We start from the raw sequence: 26,864 nt of genomic DNA, 5'->3' as shown, positions 1-26,864 counted from the left end.
AGCCTTGCGTTGAGCACCGCAGCACTGCGGTGCGCCTGACGCCTGACGACGACAAATTCTGATCCTGAGTTCGGACCTTCGGGGAGGTTCGGACTTCGAAGCGACCCTTCGTCGAGGTCGATGACCTTCGGCTGCGCTCCCGCAGGATCGCCACATGGTTTCCACTCGATATCGAGGCGGTGCGATGTTTCTCTTCAATCCCCGAGCCACAGTTCCCGGCGCTGATCGTCACAACGCTGTGTGGGGGTGGTCGTGATGGATACCGACAAGAGGATCGATCCGCTGACCGGATCGCGAAGCCTGCCGGCAGGGGCGTTTCCCCTGTCAGCGGTGCAGCGCAGTATGTGGTTTGCGCAGCAACTTCACCCGACGGTGCCGTATTTCATTGCGCAGTACATCGAGTTCCACGGCGACCTGGACATGCAACTGCTCAGCCGCGCTGCAGTGGAGGCCGCCCACGAGTTCGAGTCGCCATTTCTGCGGTTGATGTACCCCGATGGTGAGCCGTGCCAGATCGTGGACTTCACGATCGATCCGGGTATCGACTACTTCGACTTCCGCGAGCGTGAGAACCCTCGGCAGGCTGCGTCGGAGTGGATGGACAACGATTACGCGACGACGCTCGACTTGACGCGTGATCGTCTCGTCGAGATGACAATTCTCCAAACTGGCGATCGAGACTACTTGTGGTACACCAGGATTCACCACGTTGCTCTCGACGGATACAGCGGAATGACGATAGTGAATCGAATTGCCGCGATCTACACCGCAGCAGTCGAGGGCCGGGAGCCTGCGGTAAACAAGGCGCTCGACGTCACGACGCTGTCCGAACTCGATCAGAAGTACCGCGAATCGAGTCGGTTCGAGGCCGACCGCGAATACTGGGCCCAGCGAGTGTCCGGCGTCGAGCACGGTTCTACGTTGGCGACGCGTGAGGGACCGCCGACTGCGCGTAGCGAACTCGTCAGTGCCGCGATGTCGGCGAACAGCCTTGCTGCCTTGGACGAGTGGAATTCGCGTTCCGGTGCCACTGCGGCGGCGGTGCTGATTTCGGCACTGGCGTGCTATTTGTCTCGAAACACCGGCTACGACGACGTTCTGATAAATCTGCCGGTCTCGGCGAGGACCACGGCACCGCTGCAACGCTCCGGCGGAATGCTGGTCAACGTCGCGCCCCTTCACATCCACGTCGACCCCGACGAAAGCGTGGACGATCTGGTCGGGCGGGTCCAACTCGAACTCCTCGGCGCGCTTCGTCATCAGCGATGCAGTCTCGAAGACATCAGGCGCGATGCGGGCTTGGCGGTCGGCGATGCACGACTGTCCGGTCCGATGATGAATGTGATGCTCTTCCGGCAGGAGATAACACTGGGATCACTGACCGGCGAGTTTCACATCGTCACGTCGGGGCCCGTCGAGGATCTCCTGGTCAACGTGTACCAGAGTGGCGACCCAGCTCAGACGTTGATCGACTTTCGTGGCAACCCCAATCGCTACGGTCACGACGAACTGGTTGAACACCACCGGGCGTTCACCGAGTTGGTCGCAGAACTGACAGCAGCACCGGCCGGTACGCCGATGAACCGGATTCATCCGGCAAGCGCCGAGGCCGGGGCACGCAGTGCGCAGCGGAGGGAAACCGAAAGGTTCTGGGCTGGATATCTGGGGGACTCCGACGAGGGTTCGGCGCTGGGGCTCGAGCGAATCGACGCAGAATCGGAGCCGACCACTACGAATCGGCTCAGCTTCCCGCTCGATCCCGCGGTCGCCGAACTTGCACGTACGGAAGATGTCTCACTCTTTGCCGTTGTCCACGCGGCATTTGCGGCATTGTTGTCGAGATCGACCGAGCGCCGTGACGTGTTGATCGGAACGAGGACAGAGTGGGGGACTTCGCCGCTGCGCTGCGAGGTCGATCCGGCGGCGCCGTTCGACGAGTTCGTGAGTTTTCTTGCTCGAGAACGCGACACGTTGTTGGTTCGATCGGCGGCAGGTATCCCCGAGCTTCCCGAGTTGCACGTCCATCTCAACGACGGCTCGCAGGAGACCACGATTGCCGGCCTCGATGTGGCGATCGACGTCCACGCGGATACCGGCGCCCTCGAGGTGGCGTACTCCACGCAGCACTACGCCGAATCCACGGTCCAAGCCTTCCTCTCGCGACTGGTGCGGATCCTTGCGGGCGCAGCGGCAGCCCCGCGAACGTCGGTCGGAGATCTCGATCTTCTCGACGAGTTCGAGCGTGAGTTCCTTATGCCGGCACGGGGAGCGACCGCGTCCGCGCCGTTGACCCTGCCCGATATCCTCCGCCGGGCCGCGGCTGTGAACCCCGATGCCCCAGCGCTCGTTTTCGGTGATCGTGAGGTGAGCTACCGGGAACTCGACGCCGAGTCGAACACACTCGCCCGCGAACTGATCAACAGGGGAGTCGGCCCAGGTACCTACGTCGCCCTTCCACTGTCGAGGTCGATCGAATCGGTGACCGCGACGTGGGCAGTGGCCAAGACCGGCGGCGCCTTCCTCCCGATCGATCCGCACTACCCCGAGGATCGTATTCGGCACATGCTCACCGATTCGGGAGCTGTTGTCGGAATCAGCGTGGGGGAGCACCATGCCGGGCTCGCCGATTCGGTGGACTGGCTGCTTCTGGACGAATTCTGCACCGACGAACCGAACGCGTACCGCTCGGACGCACCGCTCGACGATGTCGAACGTCGCTCACGCGTGCGCTACGACGACCCGGCTTACCTGATCTACACCTCGGGATCTACCGGCGTCCCCAAAGGCGTCGTGGTCAGTCACCGCGGGCTGAGCAGCTTCGCCGACGAAGAACGAATCAGGTTCGGAGTCGAACCAGGCGACCGCACCCTGCATTTCTCGTCGCCGAGCTTCGACGCTTCGGTACTCGAACTTCTCCTTGCCTTCGGCGGCGCGGCGACGATGGTGATAGCGCCGCCCACCGTGTACGGCGGCGACGAACTGGCCCAGGTGATGCGCGTCGGCCGGGTGACACACGCTTTCGTCACCCCGGCCGCGCTGGCAACTGTTGATCCCGCCGGCCTACCGGATCTACGAGTGGTCGTGACCGGCGGCGACGCCTGCTCGCCCGCGCTGGTAGATCAGTGGTCACACGGACGCTCGATGTTCAACGCGTACGGACCGACCGAAACCACCGTCGTCGCCACCCTGACCGGACCGCTGAGCAGCGATGTTCCCGTCACGATCGGAAAGCCGATGCGCGGCGCCGCGGCCGTCCTCCTGGATTCGCGGCTTCAACCGGTGCCGATCGGTGTCGCCGGCGAACTCTATGTGAGCGGTATCGGTTTGGCGCGTGGATACCACGCGCGAGCCACGATCACGGCCGAACGATTCGTCGCCGACCCCAACGGCGTTGCGGGAGAGCGCATGTACCGCACGGGTGACCTCGCGCGGTGGAACGGCGCGGGTGAGCTGGAGTACCTCGGACGGAGCGACTTCCAGATCAAGATCCGCGGTTTCCGCGTCGAACTCGGCGAGATCGACGACGTACTGCGCCGCCATCCGAGCGTCGCGCAGGCCGTCACCGCCGGAGTTTCGGGCCCGAGTGGGGAAACACTGTTGGCGGCGTACGTCACGGCGGCTGAGGGCACGCACATCGACAACTCCGAATTGATCGCCCACGCCGGATCCTCGTTGGCAGCGCACATGGTTCCGTCGCGGATCGTCGTACTCGATTCCATTCCACTGACTCCCGCCGGAAAGATCGACAGGAAAGCATTACCGGACATCGATTCGGCTGGCGGCACGGCCGAATACCGTGCCCCCGAGACCTCGACCGAGAAGCGAATTTCTGCGGTGTTCTGCGATCTGCTCGGCATCACCAGGGCAGGAGCAGACGACAGTTTCTTCGACCTCGGCGGTGACTCGCTGATCGCGACCCGAGTCGTGTCGAGGGTCAACGGAGCACTCGGGACGACGCTGAGCGTTCTCGACCTCTTCGAGGCGCCGACCGTCTCCGATCTGGCTGCTCGCGCAGACCTCGCGGACTCGCGGAACACGCGCGCCCCAGCACTGACGCGTATCGATCGCCCTGACCGGATACCGGTATCTCTGGCTCAGCAACGTATGTGGCTGACCAATCAACTCGATCCGAGTTCGCCGGCGTACAACATTCCGATCGCGGTTTCGATGACCGGCGATCTCGACGTCGACGCACTGTTCACCGCACTGCGGGACGTGATCGTTCGGCACGAGGTCTTGCGGACCGTTTTCCCCGAGAGCGCCCGTGGTCCGGTCCAGCACGTTCTCGGTGTGGACGAGATGTTCGATCATCTCGAGGTGGAAACGGTGCCTGCCGCAGCGGCCGCAGCGCGGGCGAGCGAACTGGCACGAACGGGATTCGACGTCAGCGAATCGGTGCCGATCCGCGCCACTCTGCTCGAGGTGAACGAACGCGAGCACACGCTGGTCCTCGTCGTTCACCACATTGCAGCGGACGGCCTGTCGATGGCGCCGCTGGCTCGTGACGTGATGGTCGCTTACGCGTCGAGGGCGAGCGGGCGTGTACCGGCGTGGTTGCCGCTCGAAGTGCAGTACGGCGATTTCAGCGAATGGCAACGAGGAGCGCTCGGCGAAGCGTCCGACCCGGATTCGATTCTCGCCGAGCAGTTGCGGTTCTGGTCGCACACGCTCGCCGAACGCGGTGAGCTCGCGGAACTGCCGATGGATCACCCGCGGCCTGCAGGTGTCTCGCTGCGCGGTGGAGATCTCGATTTCCGGATCGACTCCGCGACGTACCGCCGGGTCGGCGAGATCGCGGCGCGATGCGACGTCAGCGTGTTCATGGTGATCCACGCCGCGCTGGCCGTCCTGCTCAGTCGAGAATGTGGAGCGAACGACATCACGATCGGCACCCCGGTGGCCGGGCGTAGCGAGCGCGCCCTCGACGACGTCGTCGGAATGTTCGTCAACACGGTGGTGCTGAGGACGGTTCTCGACGGGGGACTCACCTTCGGTGAAGTTCTCACCCGCGTCCGGGACGTCGACGTGGCGGCCTTGCAGCACACCGAAGTGCCGTACGACGTACTCGTCGAATCCCTCGCAGAGCGCCAGGCACCGCTGTTCCAGGTCATGTTGGTGATGCAAGGCGCTGCTCCCGCCGAGGTCACCTTGCCCGAGCTCGACGTCACTGTTGACGAACTGTCCACGGGTGCAGCGAAGTTCGATCTTCAGGTCATTCTCACCGACCGCGGCGACCATCTCGACGGCCAGTTGAACTATGCCAGCCAACTTTTCGACTCGGACACCATGTCTGGCCTCGCTGATCGCTTCACGATGCTCCTCGACGCGGTAGCGGCCGACCCCGAATCAGTCGTCGGCGACGTCGATCTCACAGCTGTGGGCGAGGCGGAACTGGTCCTCGAGCGCTGGAATGCCACCGAACACGCCGTACCGATCACCACCCTCTCCGACCTGGTGGCGGAGCAGGCAGCCCGGACGCCCGAGGGGGCCGCGCTCATCTACGGCGAGCGGACACTGACGTATGCGGAGTTCGACGCGAGGGTCAGTGAACTTGCCAGAACCCTCATCGCCCACGGTGTCGGCCCGGACATGCGCGTCGCGGTGTCGATTCGCCGGTCACCCGAACTGCTCGTCGCGGTCCACGCCGTGATCCGTGCCGGCGCGGCGTATGTCCCGGTGGACCCCGACCATCCGGCCGAACGTATCGCGTACGTCTTCGACATCGCCGCACCGATCTGTGTGCTGAGCCGGCCCCAGGACCACGGCGCACTTCCCGCGCGAGTCCCGATCGTCGACGTCGATCTCGATCGTCCCGTGTCCACGACGGTGCCGATCACCGACGCTGATCGGATCCGACCCCTCCTCCCGGACAATGCTGCATACGTGATCTTCACGTCCGGATCGACCGGTCGGCCGAAAGGCGTTGCAGTATCACACCGTTCGATCGTCAATCGCCTTCTGTGGATGCAAGACGCGTACCCACTTCACGCGTCGGACGTGGTGCTGCACAAGACTCCGGTGACCTTCGACGTCTCGGTGTGGGAACTGTTCTGGCCCCTGCAGACTGGTGCGCAGTTGGTGATCGCGGAACCGGAGGGGCACCGTGATCCCGGGTACCTGTCGGCGTTGATGGCCGAAAAAGGCGTCACGACGGCGCACTTCGTTCCGTCGATGCTCGCGGAATTCGTCGCGGTCGCGACTGCCGGGCAGTGCGCAAGCCTGCGTCAGGTGTTCTGCAGCGGTGAAGCTCTCGCTCCCACCACCGCGGAGGCGTTCACCCGTCTGAGTTCTGCAGGATTGTTCAACCTGTACGGGCCCACGGAGGCTGCCGTCGACGTGAGCGCCGCCGAATTCACCCCCGACATGACCGTCACCGTTCCCATCGGTGCTCCTGTGTGGAACACCCAGCTCTATGTCCTCGACGGGCGGCTGCATCCCGTTCCGGTCGGAGTTCACGGCGAGCTGTACCTGGCGGGAGTGCAACTGGCGCGTGGATACCTCGGGCGCAGCGATCTCACCGCCGACAGATTCGTGGCCGATCCGTACGGCCCGGCTGGCACCCGGATGTACCGAACCGGTGATGTCGTCCGGTGGCGCGCCGACGGGCTGCTCGACTACGTCGGTCGACGCGATTTCCAGGTCAAGATCCGCGGCCAGCGCATCGAGCTCGCCGAGGTCGAAGCAGCGTTGCTCAGGCTGCCCGGTGTCACGCAAGCTGCTGCTCTCGTCCATCACGACGACGTGGTCGGTGACAGCTTGGTCGGCTACGTCATCGCCGAGACCGGCACCTCGATCGACACGGACGGCATGCGCGCCGAGTTGAGAGGTCTCCTTCCCGCCTACATGGTTCCCGCAGTGGTCATCGCCCTCGACGTGTTTCCGCTCGGCTCGACCGGCAAGCTCGATCGGAAAGCTCTGCCCGCTCCCAGCTTCGACAGCTCGCAGACGTATCTGGCGCCGCGAACACCGCTCGAAGCACAGTTGGCGGCGATCTTCGAGGAGCTGCTGGAATCCGGGGCAGTCGGTGTTCACGACAACTTCTTCGAGATCGGCGGAAACAGTCTCGTCGCTGCCCGCGCCGTGGCGCGCGTGAACGATTCACTGTCGTTGAACCTGTCGATCAGAGAGTTGTTCGACGCGCCGACCGTTGCGCAGTTGGCGGTCGAGTGCGCAACGGCGCGAGGGGGAGCAACCGTTCTTCCGCTCGAGGCGTTGCCGCGGCCACAGTCGATTCCGCTGTCGCTGGCGCAGAAGCGCATGTGGTTCGTCAATCAATTCGACGTCACCTCCGCGGCGTACAACGTGGCCATAGCGATCAGGCTGAGAGGCCGGTTGGACGTTGTGGCCTTGGAAGGCGCGATCATCGATGTGCTCGATCGCCACGAATCGCTGCGCACGCTGTTTCCCATGATCGAGGGAGTGCCGGCGCAGGTGATCGTGGAACCCGTTGAAGCGTTGGGGTCGCTACCGATTGTCGGCGCGAGCGCCGAAGCGGTACTCGGGGAGATCGAACGCGTCACCGCGAGGGGCTTCGACGTGACGCAGGCTCCACCGATCAGGGCCGAACTGATCGAGGTCGACGCAGAAGATCACGTCCTGGCTGTGGTCGTCCATCACATCTGCGCCGACGGATTCTCGATGGCACCGTTGGCGTTCGACGTGATGAGCGCGTACTCGGCACGGCATCGAGGTGAGGCCCCCGACTGGTCTCCTCTCCCGGTCCAGTACGCGGACTTCGCGATCTGGCAGGAAAGGGCACTCGGACGGATCGACGAAGCGGAGAGCACCCTCGCCGGCCAGCTCGAGTACTGGACACGTCAGCTGGCAAGTGTGCCCGAGCTTCTCGCGCTCCCCGCAGATCGCCCGCGGCCGCGCGTACAGGATCTCTCGGGCGGCGTCGTTCGATTCGACATCGATGCCGGCATTCATCGTCGTCTGAGCGAAACCGCGATCGAACACCGAAGCAGTATGTTCATGGCGATACACGCCGCGTACGCGGTGCTCGTGGCCAGATTGTCCGGCATGGAAGACATCACGATCGGCTCACCGATCGCCGGACGCGGAAATGCCCTCCTGGATCCGATGGTCGGTATGTTCGTCGGAACGTTGGTGCTGCGCGCCGATGTCGACCCCGCAGCCTCGTTCACCGATCTGTTGGCCAGAGTTCGCAGCACCGACCTCGACGCCTTCGCTCACGCAGACGTCCCCTTCGAGCGCGTCGTCGATGCGCTCGCTCCGGAGCGGTCGACTTCGCATTCACCGTTGTTCCAGGTGATGCTGGAGTTCAAGAACACCAGTCGACCAGCAGTTCGTCTGACGGACCTCGAGGTCGAGGTCCTCGAACTCGAATCCGCCGTCTCGAATTTCGATCTGCAACTCACGCTTGCCGAGACATTCGACGAGGAGGGCCGGCCGGCGGGAATCGAGGCCGGGTTCACCTACGCGAGCGCCCTGTTCGACGAGTCGACGGTCGAAGGCTTCGCTCGATATCTTGTTCGGATCCTCGGTGCGGTGACCGAATCACCGCACACGCCGGTCGGCGACATCGATCTCGTGGTCGACACCGACACGATGAGCGTCGTGTCTGCACCGGAACTTCCCGGCCAGGTTCACTTCTCGACGTTGCTCGAGCGGAAGTACGTCGACGAACCGCAGAGAACTGCACTGATTTTCGGCGACCGACATCTGACGTACTCCGATCTGGACCGCCGGGCCAATCGGCTTGCACGACTGTTGATCGTCCGCGGGGCAGGTCCGGAATCCGTTGTCGCCCTGGCATTGCCACGCTCACTGGAATCCGTGGTCGCGATCTGGGCGGTTGCCCGGACCGGCGCCGCATTCGTACCCGTCGACCCGGCGTACCCCGTCGACCGCGTACATCACATGATCAACGACTCGGGAGCGGGCGTCGTCCTCACCACCGCCGAGCATGTGGGTGTCGTCCCCGACGAGGCAGACGCAGTTCTGCTCGATCAGGCCGAGACACTGGCAACCCTCGAACAGTTCGGAGATCAGCGGCTGGAGGCCTCGGAACTGGCGGGGACGGTGTCTCTGGACAATCCCGCCTATGTCATCTACACCTCCGGTTCCACCGGCGTCCCCAAAGGTGTCATGGTCACTCACCGTGGGCTTTCGGCACTCGCCGAACAGGAACGTACTCGATTCGGGGTGGAATCGACTTCGCGCACGCTGCATTTCAGCTCACCGAGCTTCGACGCCTCGATTCTCGAACTCCTGATGGCCGTTGGTGCCGGGGCCACGATGGTCATCGCTCCACCGAGCATCATCGGCGGAACCGAACTGACGAGCCTGATCGCCGATCAGCACGTCACGCACGCCTTCATCACCCCGGCCGCTCTGGCCACGGTCGATCCGAGCGAACTGAACGAGCTGGTTTGCATCGGAACCGGTGGCGACGTCTGCCCGCCCGATCTCGTCGCCGCCTGGGTCAGTGATCACCGGATCATGATCAATGCCTACGGACCGACCGAATCGACGGTCGTCGCCAGCATCACCGAGCCGATGGCCCCGGCCGATCGAGTGACGATCGGCCGCCCGTCGACAGGCATCACTGCGTGGGTCCTCGACAATCGCCTGCACCGCGTCCCGGTCGGAGTGACGGGGGAGCTGTACGTCAGTGGCGACGGACTCGCCCGCGGTTACCGCAACCGCGCCGGCACCACCGCCGAACGTTTCGTGCCCAATCCCGCGGGCAGTGCGGGCACACGGATGTACCGCACCGGCGACCTCGCCAGGTGGAACAAGAACGGCGAACTCGAGTACCAGGGCCGAGGTGATTTCCAGGTCAAGATTCGTGGGTTCCGCATCGAACTCGGCGAGATCGAAGCAGTTCTGGCTCGCTATCCCGGGGTCGCGCATTCCGTGGTGACCACGCTCGAACGTGACGGACGCGCCGCGCGAATCGTCGGATACGTCGTGCCCGCCAACGATGCTCAGACTGTGGATCCCGAGGCCGTCATCGCGTTCGCGGGTTCGGCTCTGGCCCCGTACATGGTTCCTGCGGCGGTGGTCGTGCTCGACGAACTGCCGATGACTGCCAACGGAAAGCTCGACCGCCGAGCCCTGCCGGTTCCCGACCTGCGAGCAACCCAAGCGCGCTCGCGGGCTGCCGAGTCCGATACCGAGCGCACGCTGGCCGCCTTGTTCGTCGATGTCCTCGGTGTCGAATCGGTGGGCGTCGACGACTCGTTCTTCTCGATGGGCGGCGATTCGATCATGTCGATTCAGCTCGTCGCCCGTGCCCGCGACGCCGGGCTCGTGTTCACCCCGCGTGACGTCTTCGAGGTGAAATCGGTCGCCGGTCTTGCGGTTTTGCTGGCATCGACCAAGGACGACGAACCCGAGGTGCTCGAGGAACTTCCCGGAGGCGGCGTTGGCCACGTGCCGTTGTTGCCGGTGGCTCAGTGGTGGCTCGACCGGCTCGGCTCCGATCTCCAGGGGCTCGATTCGTTCTCCCAAGCGACCCTTCTCAATGCGCCGCACGGGCTTCGCAGTGTGGAGCAGTTGACCGCAGCGCTTCAAGTCGTTCTCGATCGTCACGACATCCTTCGCGCGCGCCTCGAACTCGACGGCGAGCGCGGGCTCTTAGTCGGCGATCCGGGATCTGTTGCAGCCGAAGACATCTGCCGGGTAGTCGAGGTCGAGGCCGAGCCGGGCACCGCCGTGTTCGACGCGGCGATCGTCGCCGCCCTGGGTGATGCACGTCGAGAACTCGACCCCGTCCGGGGCGAGATGGTGCGGGTCGTCTGGTTGTCCGGCGTACGCAACACCGGCCGGTTGCTCCTGGTGATCCACCACCTCGCGGTGGACGGCGTGTCCTGGCGCGTGCTCGTACCGGAACTTGCGTCCGCTTTCCACCGGATCGACGCCGGCGAGGAGCCGGAGCCGTCGTATTCGGGCACGTCGGTTCGTCGTTGGTCGCATGCGCTCCGTGACATCGCGCCCGATCGAAGAGTCGAATTGCCCCGGTGGCGTTCGATCCTCGAAGGTGACGACCCCCTGATCGGAACCCGGCCGCTGGACCCGCGGCTCGACACGTTCGATTCGGTCGGCCGAGTTGTCGCCGACGTGCCCGTCGAACTGTCCGACACAGTCCTGACCACGCTTCCCGCGCTCTTCGGTGGATCCGTCAACGACGGTCTCGTTGCTGCTCTCGCGCTGGCACTGACGCAGTGGAGGCAGGCACAGGGCATACGAACCGACAACGTGCTCGTCTCGATGGAAGGTCACGGACGCGAGGCTCACGTGGTGCCCGGTGCGGACGTCCTGCACACCGTCGGCTGGTTCACCAGTGTCTTCCCGATGCGAATCGACCTCGCCGACATCGACATCTCGAACGTGTTGAGCAGCGGCCCCGAGGCAGCGGTGGTTCTCAAGCGGGTCAAGGAAGAACTGTTGGGAGTTCCGGACAGTGGCATCGGGTACGGAGTTCTGCGTTATCTCGACGAGGTGGGCCGAGCGGAACTGGAAGATCTCCGCCAACCGCAGATCTCCTTCAACTATCTCGGTCGTTTCTCCGGCACCGAAGTAGGAGAGTCGCTGGGGGACTGGGCACTGGCCCGTGACGTCGATCTGGAAGCGGCAGCTCGGTCCGAGATGCCCGTGGGTTCGGTCCTGGACGTCAATGTCGTCACCACCGAAATCTCGGGTGCACCGCACATCGGTGCCACAATCGCCTATCCCACCGGCGTGCTGGCAGAGCGCGATGCTCGCGCCATCGCCGAACTCTGGGTGCAGTCGTTGCGCGCTCTGGCCACCTACGCCGAACACAGCGAACGCGGGGGACTCACACCGTCGGACATCGACCTGATCGAACTGGACCAGGAGTCCATCGACCACCTCGAGCGCGAGTTCCCGACACTGACCGACGTCTGGTCCCTTTCACCGCTGCAATCCGGACTGCTCTTCCACGCCCGCTACGCCGAACACACAGTCGACGCGTACACCGTCCAACTCGCACTCGAACTCGACGGCGTCGACGCGTCCAGGTTGCACCGCGCCGCACAGGCGTTGCTCGACCGTCATGAGAACCTGCGAGCTGCGTTCACGACCGACACCGGTGGGCGATCGGTGCAGGTGATCAGCGCCGACGTGGACGTGCCGTGGACCGAGATCGACATCTCTCCCTTGGCCCCCACCGAACAGGCAACCGAGATACGCGAGCTCCTCCATGCGGATCGGGTGCGAGGCTTCGACATGGCCACGCCGCCCCTGCTGCGGTTCCTGCTTCTGCGAACCGGAGACGACGCGTATCGGTTGATCCTGACCAACCACCACATCCTCCTCGACGGATGGTCGATGCCGCTGCTGGTCCGTGACCTACTGACGCTCTACGCCACCGACAGTGATCACAGTGCCATCCCACGCGTGCACCCCTACCGGGACTATCTGAGCTGGATCAGCACTCGCGACGACAGCGTGTCGATCGAAGCCTGGGGCGAAGCACTCCGCGGACTCGGCGACCCGACGCTGCTCACCGGAACTCACGCCGTCGACGAGGACGGCGCCACCTCACGCTCGACCACCACAGCCCTCGGAGAACGTGAGACGGAACTTCTGCGTGGATTCGTCCGCTCCCGTGGCCTGACGACAGCCTCCTTGATCCAGGTGGCCTGGGGAATCGTGCTCGCCGAACTCCTCGGCCGCGACGACGTCGTCTTCGGTGGAACCGTCTCCGGCCGACCACCCCAGGTGTCCGGCGTCGAGTCGATGGTGGGTTTGTTCATCAACACTGTCCCCGTCCGAGTTCGCCTTGACCCGCGAGAGTCACTGGCAGCGCTGTGCGTTCGTGTCCAAGCGGAACAGGCGCGGTTGTCCGATCACCATCATGTGGGGCTTTCGCACATCACTTCGGCAGTGGGGGCCGCTGCATCGTTCGACACGCTGACTGTGTTCGAGTCGTATCCCGTTGACCGCGGTGGACTCTCCTCCGGCACCGACATCGCCGGAATGCACGTTCTCGACGTCCACGACGCCGAGGATGCCGCGCACTATCCACTCGCGATCGTTGCCTCTGCGGCAGACGGGCGACTGCGGCTCAAATTCGAGTATTTCCCGGGAGTCCTGGGCGATCACGACATCGACGCGATCGCGGACCGGCTGCTCCGCACCCTCGAACTGATCACCGCACAACCGGATCTTCCGCTGGCGAAACTGCGTTTGATGCCGGATTCGCAAGTGCAGCAATTGGTTCCCGCGCGCGGCCGGCAAGGCCGCTCGGTAAGGACACTCGATCGCATCTTTTCGGACACCGCGAGCAGATTCCCCGAACGGGTCGCACTGTCCTGTGGTGACAGAAAGATGACCTATCGAGAGCTGGACGAGGCGTCGAATCAGTGGGCGCGCGTGCTCATCTCGGAAGGCGCGGGCCCGGACTCACGGGTGGCGATCTGTGTGGAACGGTCCTTCGAATCCGTCGCAGCGGTCTGGGCGATCACCAAGACCGGTGCCGCCTTCGTGCCGATCGATCCTCGCTACCCGAGTGACCGGATCTCGTTCATGCTCGAGGACTCGGCATCATCGCTCGGAATGACCACGGCTGCAAATGCACCGGCCGACGGTGGCGCAACGAAGTGGCTCGAACTCGACGACTCGGCGAACGCCACTCGGCTCTCCGGAGTGTCCACATCACCGCTACGCGAAGACGAGCGCCGGGGAACCCCGCGGCTGGAGAACACTGCCTACCTCATCTACACCTCGGGCTCGACCGGCCGGCCCAAGGGTGTCGTCGTCACGCACACCGGTCTCGAGAACTTCGCCGACGAACAGCGTCATCGCTACGGTCTCACGGAGAATTCACGCGCACTGCATTTCGCCTCGCCGAGTTTCGACGCCTCAGTTCTCGAGTATCTGCTCGCCTTCGCCGTCGGCGGCGAACTGGTCGTAGCTCCCACCACCGTCTACGGAGGAACCGAACTGGCCGACGTTCTCCGAGAGGGACATGTCACCCACGCGTTCATCACGCCCGCAGCGCTGACGTCGGTGGATCCCGAGGGACTCGACGAACTGACCACCATCACGGTCGGTGGCGAGGCGCCCTCGGCGGACCTGGTGCGCACCTGGGCGCCGGGAAGATCGTTCGTCAACGTCTACGGACCCACCGAAACCACCATCTCCTGCAACCTCAGTGACCCCATCCCAGCCGGTGAGAAGGTCTATCTCGGGCCGCCGAACCGCGGCTTCAGCGAGGTCGTCCTCGATCGCAGACTTCAACCGGTGTCCGTCGGAGTTCCCGGCGAACTGTATGTCGCCGGAGTTGGACTCGCGCGCGGCTATCACGGGCGTTCACCGCTGACGAGCGAACGATTTGTCGCCAACCCGTACGGCGAGCCGGGGGAGCGGATGTACCGCACCGGAGACGTGGTGCGCTGGCGCAGTGACCGCACCATCGAGTACCTCGGACGCAGCGACTTCCAGGTCAAGATCCGCGGGTTCCGTATCGAACTCGGCGAGGTCGACACGGCGTTGGGTCAGCTGCCCGGTGTGGAGTACGCGGTCACATTGGCGGTGCGCGGACCCTCCGACGAGCAGGCCTTGGCGGCATATGTCGTCTGCGACGACGAACGCCCGGTGAGCGCCGAGGACATCCGGGCGGCGGCACGGGAGCTACTGCCGGCACACATGGTGCCCGCGAGCGTCGTCGTGCTCGACGAGCTACCACTGACCGGCGTCGGCAAGGTCGATCGGGCTGCTCTTCCTGCGCCTCGCTTCGACACCGATGCCGAAACACTCGCTGCACCGGCGACCGAGCTCGAACGGCTGGTCGTGGGCGTTTTCGAGGACGTGCTCGGAGTGTCCCCGATCGGTATCGACACTCACTTCTTCGACATCGGCGGAAACTCACTGACCGCGACCCGCGTCATCGCCCGCGTCAACGCACTTCTCGGCACCGACATCGGCGTTCGAGGATTGTTCGAGTCTCCGACAGTTCGGCAGCTGTCTCGTCTGGCGGAGAGTGTCGGCCGCGGCGAGAACCCCAGACCACCGTTGACTCGGCGATCTCGCCCGGATCCACTGCCCGTGTCATTGGCACAGAAGCGGATGTGGTTCCTCAACCAGTTCGACGTGACCTCCCCCGCCTACAACGTTCCCCTGGCAGTGCGCCTCGACGGCGATCTGGACTTCGCAGCATTGCAAGCCGCGGTAGCGGACGTATTGGGTCGCCACGAGAGCTTGCGGACGAAGTTCCCCTCGATCGACGGACAGCCGGTGCAGCAGGTGATGTCCAGCGACGAGGTCATGCCGATCCTGGAGCCGGAAATCGTCACTGGTGCCAGACTGTCCGATCGAATCCTCGAGCTGGCCTCGGCAGGCTTCGACGCCTCGGCCGAAGTTCCGATCCGCTGCGCGGTCCTGCGCGTCGACGGGGACGAGCGCAGGCACGTACTCGTGATCGTCGTCCACCACATCGTCGCCGACGGGTTCTCGATGAACCCCCTGGCAGCGGACGTGGCAGCGGCATATGCGGCCCGCAGCGCCGGCAGTGCGCCGAGCTGGTCGGAACTGGCCGTGCAGTACGGCGACTTCGCTGTGTGGCAGCACGAAGTGCTCGGCTCCGAGGAAGATCCGGACTCGGCTCTGACCCGTCAGCTCGATTACTGGAAGGACCGACTCGCGGGACTGGGCGAGCCGATCGCCCTGCCGACGTCGTTCCCACGTCCGGCAAAGCCGTCCATGGTCGGCTCTGTTCACCGGTTCGCGGTATCGCCGCAGACCCATCGGGCGCTGACCGATCTGGCCCGCGAGCACGGCAGCACCATGTTCATGGTCGTGCACGCAGCACTGGCGGTACTTGCGGCACGCCTGGCCGGTACCGAGGACATCGCCATCGGTACACCTGTCGCCGGGCGCGGCGAGGCCGAACTCGATCACCTGGTCGGAATGTTCGTCAACACTCTTGTGCTGCGGACACAGATCACGCCCGACGCGTCGTTCGAGGACGTACTCGCCCAGGTTCGCGAAGGCGACCTCGGCGCGTTCCAACACACCGACTTGCCCTTCGAAAGGTTGGTCGACGCACTCGCCCCGGAACGCTCGACGTCGCACACTCCGTTGTTCCAGATCCTCATCGAGTTCCGTAACAACGCGCTACCGCAACTCGAACTGCCAGGTCTGTCGGTCTCGGGAGTCGAGTTCGACCTACCCGTCGCCAAGTTCGATCTGCAACTCTCGGTCACCGAGCGTTACGACGCGGATGGCGGAACGGATGGAATCGACGCCGAATTCATCTACGCCACAGACCTGTTCGACGGTGAATTGATCGAATCGTTCTCACGCAGGCTGCTCACCCTCCTCGAGGCGGTCTCCCGAGAGCCGTCGACTCCTACCGGTGACATCGACGTCGTGGGCGTCGGCGAGCGTCGACAGATGCTGACCGAGTGGAACACTCACGCCGAACCGGCTCCGGCCGACAACATCGCGGACCGATTCTTCGAAGCTGTTGCAGCACATCCGTCGTCGACCGCGGTCAACGACAGCGACGGCGCCATGACGTACGCCGAACTGGACGGGCGCGCGAACCGCCTGGCGCGGCTCCTGATCGGCCGCGGTATCGGTCCGGAATCCGTGGTTGCCGTTGCGATGCCCAGAACCACCGATCTCGTGCTCGCCCTCGTCGCTGTCATCAAAGCGGGGGCGGCATACCTGCCGGTCGACATCACCTACCCGGCCGAGCGCATGCGATTCCTCTTCGACGACGCGCGGCCGGTATGCCTGGTCACGACCGGAGACTTCCGAAGCGACCTACCTTCGGAGATCATCGAATCCGGCATCGACATCGTCGAACTCGGATCGCCGGAGATCGCGGTACGCCTCGATCACTCCGCGCCACATCGCATCACCGACGCGGACCGGACGACACCACTTCTGCCCGACGCGATCGCGTACATCATCTACACCTCCGGATCCACAGGGCGCCCCAAAGGTGTCCAGGTCAGCCACCGAAACGTCCTGACTCTGATGGACAACACCTCCCCGACATTCGGGTTCGACAACACGGACGTGTGGACGATGTTCCACTCGTACGCATTCGACTTCTCCGTCTGGGAGCTGTGGGGGCCGTTGCTGCACGGTGGCCGGCTGGTCGTCGTCGACTACTACACGACCAGATCGCCGGACATGTTCCACGAACTGCTCCGCCGTGAGCGAGTGACGGTGCTGAACCAAACACCCACCGCCTTCTACCAACTCGCCGAAGCCGACCGTGCGTACTCACCGAACGGCACGGACCCCGACCTTGCACTGCGTTACGTCGTCTTCGGTGGAGAAGCGCTCGATCTCGGGCAATTGCGCAAGTGGTACGACCGTCGTGCGGACACGGCGCCGACGCTGGTCAACATGTACGGGATCACCGAGACGACAGTGCACGTCAGTCGAATCGCACTCGACCGCAACGACAGCGAGCACGCGTCGGCGAGCATCATCGGGCGAGCAGTACCAGGATTGTCCGTCTACGTACTCGATCGGCGACTGAACCTGGTGCCACCAGGTGTTGTCGGCGAAATGTACGTCGCCGGTGACCAGGTGACTCGGGGATACCTCGGGAAACCCGCATTGACTTCGGTGCGGTTCCTTCCCGATCCATTCGGTAGTTCGGGGGATCGAATGTATCGGAGCGGGGACCTGGCGAGGTGGAACGACGCGGGGCAGTTGGAGTACGTGGGCCGCAGTGATTTCCAGGTGAAGGTGCGTGGTTTCCGCATCGAACTCGGAGAGATCGAAGCCGCAATGCTCCGCTGCCCCGGCGTCGCTGCCTCGGTAGCACTTGTTCGCACAGAGGGAGCGTCACCGCGGATCGTCGGGTACGTGGTCGCCGAAACAGGCAGTACCGTCGATTCAGCGACGGTGACCGACTTCGTCGCCGCCGAACTCGCGGAGTACATGGTGCCCACCGCGATCGTCGTCCTCGAATCGCTTCCACTGACGGTCAACGGAAAGCTCGACCGACGCAGCCTCCCGGCTCCGGACTTCACCGTGACGGGAACAACCGAGGCAACGCGGGCACCAGCCACCGCCACCGAAGCGGTCCTCGCGGACCTCTTCGGAGAGGTTCTGGGGCGGGGCGGTATCGGAGTGGACGATTCCTTCTTCGGCCTCGGCGGCGATTCGATCATGTCGATCCAACTCGTCTCACGGGCGAAGTCCGCAGGCCTCATCTTCACTCCGCGGGACGTCTTCGAAGCGAAAACCGTGGCCGGCCTCACCAAGGTCCTCCTCATCGAATCATCGGAAACGGCACCGGTTCTCACCGAGCTACCCGGCGGGGGAGCCGGCCCGCTACCGCTCACACCGATCATGGAGTGGCTCGTCGAACGCAGTCGCGGTGACCTGAGCACGATCCGCAGTTACAGCCAGAGCGCGCTGATCGCACTGCCCGCGGATGTGTCCGGCCCCGCGCTGGAGCGCGCACTACAAACGATCCTCGACCGCCACGACGTACTGCGGGCACGTCTGGAGGCCGTGACTCACCAACTCGAGATCAGCGAACCCGGCACCGTCGCAGCCTCCGACATCTTGCACCGAACCCCCATCGTGTCCACCGGCGGCGAAGAATTCCTACGCGCGGCAGAAGCCGCGATGCAGGACGCATCCAGCCGACTCGATCCCGAGCACGGCAAGATGATCAGCGCAGTCTGGTTGGATCCGGTCAGCGCGAACGGCAACCGGCCTGAGGCGGGACGGTTGCTCCTGGTACTTCATCACCTCGCGGTCGACGGTGTGTCCTGGCGAATGCTGGTCCCCGGACTGGTCACGGCATATGCGTCGGCGTTCGACGGCGAAACACCGATTCTTCCCCCCGGCGGAACGTCGATACGTCGTTGGGCGACAGCGCTCGCCGAGGCCGCCGCAGATCGACGCGACGAGATCGACCTGTGGTCGAGGATGCGGACCGACGAACCAATGCTCGGAACGCGCGGGCTAGACCCCGCGGTCGACGTCGGAGCCACCGTCGACCGCGTCAGCGTCGACGTACCGACCTCGGTGACCGAGAACATCATCTCGGCGGTGCCTCGACATTTCGGAGGCTCGGTGAACGACGGGCTGCTTGCTGCTCTCGCGATTGCCGTCACCGCCTGGCGTCGATCGCGCGGACAGCGCAGCGGGGAAGTGCTCGTCAACCTCGAGGGACACGGGCGCGAGGAGAACGCAGCGCCTGGCGCCGACCTCTCGCGAACTGTCGGTTGGTTCACCACCTTGTTCCCCGTCCGGATCGATCTCACCGGACTCAATGTCGTCGATGCACTGTCCGGGGGATCAACCGCGGCCTCCGCTGTGAAAGTCGTCAAGGAAACGCTGCTCGGTCTGCCGGACAACGGCATCGGGTTCGGGATGCTCAAGTACCTCGACCGGAACGAAGAACTACAGGAGTTGCCCACACCTGAGATCTCGTTCAACTACCTCGGACGTTTTGCCGGCTCGGATCCCGAGCACGGCGAGGTGCCGTGGCTGCCGATCTCGGAAGTGACGCTCGACGAAGCGCACAGCGGAGATCTTGCCGCCGCGTCGGTGCTCGACATCAATGCCGTCACCACCGACACCACGCACGGTCCGATTCTGCGCGCTACGTGGTCCTTCCCCCGCGGCATTCTCAGCGAGGCCGAAGTCACGGAACTGGCGGAACTCTGGTCCCGAGCACTCGGCTCGTTGAGTGAATACGTGGACGAACACTCCGAACGCGAGCTCACGCCCACCGATCTCGATCTCGTCACCGCGGATCAGCAGAGCATCGAACAGCTCGAGCGTAGGTTCCCCGACCTGACCGATATCTGGTCACTGTCACCGCTGCAGTCGGGCATGCTCTTCCACGCCCAGTTCGACGAAACGGAAATCGATCCGTACATGGTGCAACTGACCCTCGAGCTCGGGGGTCGGGTGGAGGCGCCGCGCCTGCGTCGCGCCGCGCAGGCCTTGGTTGATCGTCATCCGAGCTTGCGCGCGGGATTTGTCTCCGCGCCGGGAGGGCGGGCGCTGCAGGTAATCCGTTCCGGTGTCGAGATCGGCTGGGCCGAGATCGACCTGTCCGGGACCGAGGACAGTGAAGTCGCGTTCGCTCAGCTGCTCGAGCGTGATCGCGCTCAGCGTTTCGACATGGAAACAGCACCCCTGATCCGGTTCATGCTCGTACGATTCGGACCGGACACAGCACGCTTCGTCGTGACGAACCACCACATCCTGCTCGACGGCTGGTCAACCCCTCTGTTACTTCGAGACCTGCTCACTCTCTACGCAACCGACGGCGACCCCGAGATTCTGCCCAGAGTTCAGTCGTATCGCGACTACCTCACCTGGATCTCGAAGCAGCACCCCGACTCTTCTCTGCGAGCCTGGCAGGAAGCGCTACGAGGAGTGGACTCATCCACCCAACTCTCGCAAGCGAGCACCGCCGCCGAAACCGTTGCCAGTGACATTCACTCGTACTCGCTGCCGACCGAACGAGCCGAGACCCTTCGGGCGTTCGCGCGAAGCCGCGGATTGACCATGGCAACCCTGGTCCAAGTGGCCTGGGGAATCGTGCTCGCCGAACTCCTCGGCCGCGACGACGTCGTCTTCGGTGGAACCGTTTCCGGACGCCCACCACAGGTGTCCGGTGTGGAATCGATTGTCGGCCTGTTCATCAACACAGTGCCCGTGCGAATCCGCCTCGACGCCCGAGAAACCCTCGCGGAACTGGCCATTCGCGTCCAATCCGAGCAAGCGTCACTACTCGACCACCACCACATCGGACTGTCGGACATCGCGGGAGCAGTGGGCGCCGCCGGTTCATTCGACACCCTGACGGTATTCGAGTCGTATCCCGTCGACGAGGCAGCCCTGACCGCCGAAACCGACATCGCGGGAATGCACGTCCTCGGCATCGACGGACGCGACTCCGCGCACTATCCGATTGCCGTTGTCGCGTCGGAAAGTGACACGCTGAACCTGAAGATGGAATACTTGCCGACGCACTTCTCCGCCCGCGAAGTCGCGAAGATCACCGAGCGCGTGGGCATCGTCCTCGAGCAGCTGGCGTCGGCGCCGGATCAGCCGCTGGCCCGCCTGCAGGTTCTCACGGAGTTCGAGAGCCGTGATCTTGCGCCGGTCTTCGGATCCCCGGGTCGCTCCGCTCGTACGCTCCCGGAAATACTCGCCGACGTCTCCGCCACATATCCCGACCGCATCGCGCTCTCGGCCGGCAGCCGTTCCATGACCTACATCGAACTGGACCGACGCTCGAACCAGTTGGCCAGAGCCATGATCCGCCGCGGCGCCGGGCCCGAGACGTCGGTGGCCATCGGCATCGAAAGATCCGTCGAATCAGTACTCGCGGTGTGGGCAGTGGCCAAGACCGGCGCAGCGTTCGTCCCCGTCGACCCCACCTATCCGGCCGACCGAATCGAACACATGCTCAGCGACTCCGAGGTGTTGTTCGGGTTGACCGTCGTCGACGCCATCGACACATTGCCACCCATCGTGTCCTGGTTGGTGCTCGGAGAGGAAGCATTCGACGACGACGTCGCCACAAGCTGCACGCTGCCGATCGCCCAGGACGAACGGCTTGCACCGGTGGTCATGGACAACGCCGCCTACGTCGTCTACACCTCGGGATCCACCGGCCGACCCAAGGGAGTTGTCGTCACCCACACCGGACTCGACAGCTTCGCACTCGATCAGCAACGTCGATTCCACGCCGATCACCGCTCTCGGACCCTGCACTTCGCCACCCCCAGCTTCGACGGAGCCATCTTCGAGTACCTGCAGGCATTCGGTGTCGGAGCAACCATGGTGATCGTCCCGACCGACATCTACGGCGGCGCCGAACTGGCAAGTCTGATCCGCCGCGAACACGTCACTCACGCGTTCGTCACCACGGCGGCACTCGCCACCGTCGATCCGGCCGGCCTGGACGAATTCCGGCACGTCGTCGTCGGGGGAGAGGCCCTGCCACCACATCTCGTCGGTCTGTGGGCACCCGGGCGGGAATTCGTCAACGCCTACGGCCCCACCGAGACAACCGTCATGGCAGACATCAGCGAACCCATGACAGTGGGTGCACCCATCACGATCGGTGGCCCGATCCGCGGTGTGCACGAGATGATCCTCGATTCGCGGCTGCAACCGGTGCCCGTCGGAGCTCCCGGTGAGCTGTACATCGCCGGCATCGGCCTGGCTCGCGGATACCACCGGCGTCCCGGCTTGACCAGCGAGCGATTTGTCGCCGACCCCTTCGGCAAGCCAGGCGACCGGATGTACCGCACCGGTGACATCGCCTCCTGGCGAAGCGATCACACCATCGAGTACGTAGGCCGCAGCGACTTCCAGGTCAAGATTCGCGGATTCCGTATCGAACTCGGTGAGGTGGACGCCCAGATCACTGCAATGGCAAGTGTCACGAACTGCGTGACACTCGGCGTCGACGGACCGGCCGGCGCAACCGTTCTCGCGTCTTACCTCACCGTCGAGGAAGGGTCGACGCTGACCGGGGCAGAGATTACCGCGCACCTCGCCGGACGTGTTCCCTCGCACATGGTTCCGGCCAGCATCATGATCGTCGACGAGCTACCGCGCACCGCGGTCGGCAAGCTCGATCGAAAAGCGTTGCCGACCCCGGAGTTCACCGGAACCGGCGTGGAATTCCGGGCTCCCGGCACCAGCCTCGAGCGTCGGATCGCCGACGCCTTCATCGATGTACTCGGCGTCGAGCAGGTAGGCGTCGACGACAACTTCTTCGAACTCGGCGGCAACTCGCTGATCGCCACTCGTGTGGTCTCGCGGCTCAACTCCGCACTGAACATCGACGTCGGGGTGCGCGTGCTCTTCGAGGCACCGACGACAGCTCAGCTCGCCGAACGGCTTTCCGACGCTGTCACTGCCGTCGGCACTGTGCCGCTCACTCCCATGGAGCGCGACGGTAACGTCCCGCTCTCGTTGGCGCAGAAGCGCATGTGGTTCCTGAACCAGTTCGACACACGCTCAGCCGCGTACAACATCCCCCTAGCTGTTCGCCTCACCGGTGACCTCGACGTCACCGCCATGCAACAGGCGATCGCCGACGTCGTCGAGCGGCACGAAACCCTGCGGACGGTGTTCCCCGCCGTCGGCGGCGATCCGATTCAGAAAGTGCTCACCGCCGACGAGGCAGTACCGCCGGTCCGTGAAATGACGTTGGGAGAGCACGAACTCGCAGAGCGCATGCAACGACTCGCCACGACCGGCTTCGACGTGTCGGTGGACCTGCCGCTGCGCGTCGCGCTCTTCCGCCTCGACACCGATGAACCCGTTCACATTCTGTTTGTCGTGGTCCATCACATCTGCGCCGACGGTTCGTCGATGGCGCCGCTCGCACGCGACGTGATGACGGCCTACCTGGCGCGCACGGCAGGAACCGAACCCACCTGGGCGCCACTCGAAGTGCAGTACGCGGACTTCACGTTGTGGCAGCACCGCGTCCTCGGATCGGAAGACGATCCGGAATCCGTCATCAGTCGCCAATTACGCTACTGGAGTGAGCAACTCGCCGGCCTCGACGACGTCATCGCACTGCCCACCGACCACCCGCGGCCCGTGCAACAGACCTTCCACGGCGACCGATTCACCTTCGACATCGACGCCAACACCCACCGCGCCCTCGCGGACCTCACCAGGGCAAACGGAGTGACGATGTTCATGGCTCTGCACGGCGCACTGGCCGTGCTGATGTCGAAGCTGTCCGGCGCCGAAGAGGTCACCATCGGCACACCGATCGCCGGCCGCGGTCAGGCAGCGCTCGACCATCTCGTCGGAATGTTCGTCAACACGTTGGTCCTGCGCACCGGCGTCGACCCCGACATCACGTTTGCCGAACTGGTGGAACACATCCGGGAAATCGATCTGGCCGCATTCCAGAACTCGGATCTGCCATTCGAACGGCTCGTGGACGTCATCAATCCGACCCGATCCACGTCGTACTCACCGTTGTTCCAGGTCGCCCTCGAACTTCAGAACAACGAGCTAGCGCATTTCCACTTGCCCGGCCTCGATATCGAAGGCCTCACCGTGGAAACCGAATACGCGAAGGAAGATCTCGAACTGATCGTCGACGAGAAGTTCGACGAGTCCGGCGCCCCGGCCGGGATGTCCGCTGCCTTCGACTTCGCAACCGATCTCTTCGAACCCGCCACCATTCGGCGCTTTGCCGACCGTCTGCGTCTGATCCTCGACACTGTCGGACGCGAACCCGCAACACGTATCGCCGACATCGGCATCCTCGCCGCCGACGAAACAGCAGCCCTGGTGCCGGCATCCGGTGCAGCAGCGACTCGCGCGCAGGTGTGGCCGGAGATCCTCGCCGAGGCAGTCTCCTCGAACCCGGATGCTCCAGCCCTCTCGAGTCGCGAAAGGTCGATGACCTACCGCGAGCTCGACGAGGAATCTACGAAGCTGGCTCGAGCGTTGTGCCGGCGCGGTGTCGGACCCGAAGATTTTGTGGCGCTGGGTCTGCCGCGGTCCACGGCGGAGATCGTCGCCATCTGGGCGGTCACGAAAACCGGAGCAGCATTCTTGCCGGTCGACCCGAACTATCCAGACGATCGCATCAACCACATGCTCGACGATTCGCGGGCCGTACTCGGCATCACCGACGACGCTCACCGCAGTCAACTTCCCGACACGGTCGAGTGGATGGTCCTCGATGAAGCGCAGACCGTCGACGAGATCGACGGCCAGAGCGCCGCCGCGATCACCGACCTCGACCGCACGATCCCCTTGCATCACGGGCATCCCGCGTACCTGATCTACACCTCGGGTTCAACCGGGAAGCCGAAGGGCGTCATCGTCACCCACCTCGGTTTGTCCAACCTCAACGCCGAGGAACATCAGAGATTCAACGTCCAGCCCTATTCGCGTATCTCTCACTTGGCATCACCGAGCTTCGACGCCTCGGTCTTCGAACTCATGATGGCGTTCGGCAGCGGAGCCTGCCTGGTCGTCATCCCACCCACGGTCTTCGGCGGATCCGAGTTGGCCGAAATCTTTGCCGACGAACACGTCTCACACGCGTTCATCACTCCGACCGCGCTCAGCTCCATCGAAAGCTCCGCGCTGCCAGAACTCCGCGTGCTCGCAGTCGGTGGCGAAGCCTGCCCACCCGAACTCGTGGACATCTGGGGCCGAGACCGCCGCATGTTCAACGGATACGGACCTACCGAATCCACCATCCAGGCCAGCGTCAGTGAACCCATGCGGCCGGGCAAGGACATCAACATCGGCCGACCGGCCATCGGCTTTGCCGGCCTGGTCCTCGACGGGCACCTCAAGCCCGTGCCAGTGGGAGTCATCGGGGAGCTGTACGTGACCGGCCCCGGACTCGCCCGCGGGTACCACAATCGTCCCGACCTCACCGCCGACCGATTTGTCGCCGATCCGTTCGGCGAACCAGGCCAGCGGATGTACCGCACAGGCGACCTGGTGCGCTGGCGCTCCGACAGCACCCTCGAATACCTCGGCCGCAGCGACTTCCAGATCAAGGTCCGCGGATTCCGCATCGAGCTGGGCGAAATCGACTCAGTCCTGATGGCACACCCATCCGTCTACTTCGCCGCAACACTTGGGCACGAAGCACCGTCGGGGGAGACGATGATCGCCTCCTACATCCAGCCTGTGGAAGGACAGACCGTCGACGACTGGGAGCTTCGCCGCCACCTGTCTTCTCGCCTGCCTGCGCACATGGTTCCCGGCGCGATTGTCGTCGTCGACCGAATTCCGGTGACACCGGTCGGCAAGCTGGACCGTAAAGCACTGCCGACGCCGAGCTTCGAGCGTCGTACAGTCCCGTACGCGCCGCCGACCAATGACACCGAACGAACGGTCGTCGACATCTTCGAGGCAGTGCTCGGTCACGAGCACATCGGTGTCGACGACGACTTCTTCGAACTGGGAGGAACGTCGATCGTCGCCACTCGAATAACCATCGAACTCGAGAAGCGCCTCGGGATGCGAGTGCCGTTGCAGTCGCTTTTCCTGGATCCGACACCGGCCGGTGTCGCCCGTGCGGCCGACGGAATGGACGCACACTCGCCGGACGATTCTTCGGATCTGCTCGCCCCGATGATCACGCTGCGCGCCGGATCCGATCGAGCACCACTGTTCTTCGTCCATCCGGGTATCGGATTGTCCTGGGGTTATGCAGAATTCGTCAAGCACCTCGAGCTGGATCAACCCGTCTACGGTCTTCAGCTACCGTCCCTGAGCGGCGGACCCAGCTTCGACTCGCTGACCGAACTCGCCGACGACTACGCGAATCGCATTGCAGCCGTGGCACCGACCGGCCCGATCCATCTGGCCGGCTGGTCGCTCGGCGGCGTCATCGCACACGCCGTGGCGCACAGTCTCACTCGGAGCGGACGTGACGTGACGTTGTCGATCCTCGACAGCTATCCGTCGTCGGATTCCGATCAGCCCGCAGAACTCTCGGTCTCCGAACTACTGGCCGGGCTCGCGATGCCGGCGGGATCCAAGCCCGTCGAAACCTTCGAAGAAGCGGCGGAATTGCTGGAGCAGACCCTGGGCGCCGGAATCGGAATCGAAGCGGAGCATCTAGCGCGGATCAGTCGCGGTTACTCCCACTCCGTCGAATTGACGAATCGGCACCAACCGCCTGTCCATCTTGGAGCCATCGACTTCTTCGTAGCCGGAAGATCTACGGAGAACGGACACGACGTGGCCGAATGGCGAAGGTTTGTACAAGGCGACATCCGAGTCACCGAAGTCGACTGTGAACACAACCAGATGATCGAACCGGGTCCGGCGGCAACCATAGCTGTACGATTGCGGGAAGTTATCGCTCAGTGGGGTGTCTGAACCAGGTTCGACATGGGTATGAGTGAAACACA

Annotated in this window: 1 protein-coding gene; it reads left to right on the top strand. The window is 64.2% G+C overall.

The genetic code is table 11. The features are described 5' to 3' along the window. The first annotated feature begins 255 nt into the window (after nucleotides 1–255). Nucleotides 256–26,832 carry a non-ribosomal peptide synthase/polyketide synthase gene (locus H7C86_RS05210; protein ID WP_182261192.1) on the top strand — a complete coding sequence of 8,859 codons (26,577 nt, stop codon included), beginning with the start codon at nucleotides 256–258 and terminating at the stop codon, nucleotides 26,830–26,832. Nucleotides 26,833–26,864: the final 32 nt, after the last annotated feature.

It is taken from the genome of Rhodococcus sp. UFZ-B548 (assembly GCF_903819475.1).
Taxonomy (GTDB): Bacteria; Actinomycetota; Actinomycetes; order Mycobacteriales; family Mycobacteriaceae; genus Rhodococcus_F; species Rhodococcus_F erythropolis.
Note: the sequence above shows the minus strand (reverse complement) of the source record. Positions and strands in the feature narration are given on the sequence as shown.

Coding starts and splice junctions, on each gene's coding strand:
- H7C86_RS05210 (WP_182261192.1), top strand. CDS start 256: ATGGATACCGACAAGAGGATCGATCCGCTGACCGGATCGCGAAGCCTG.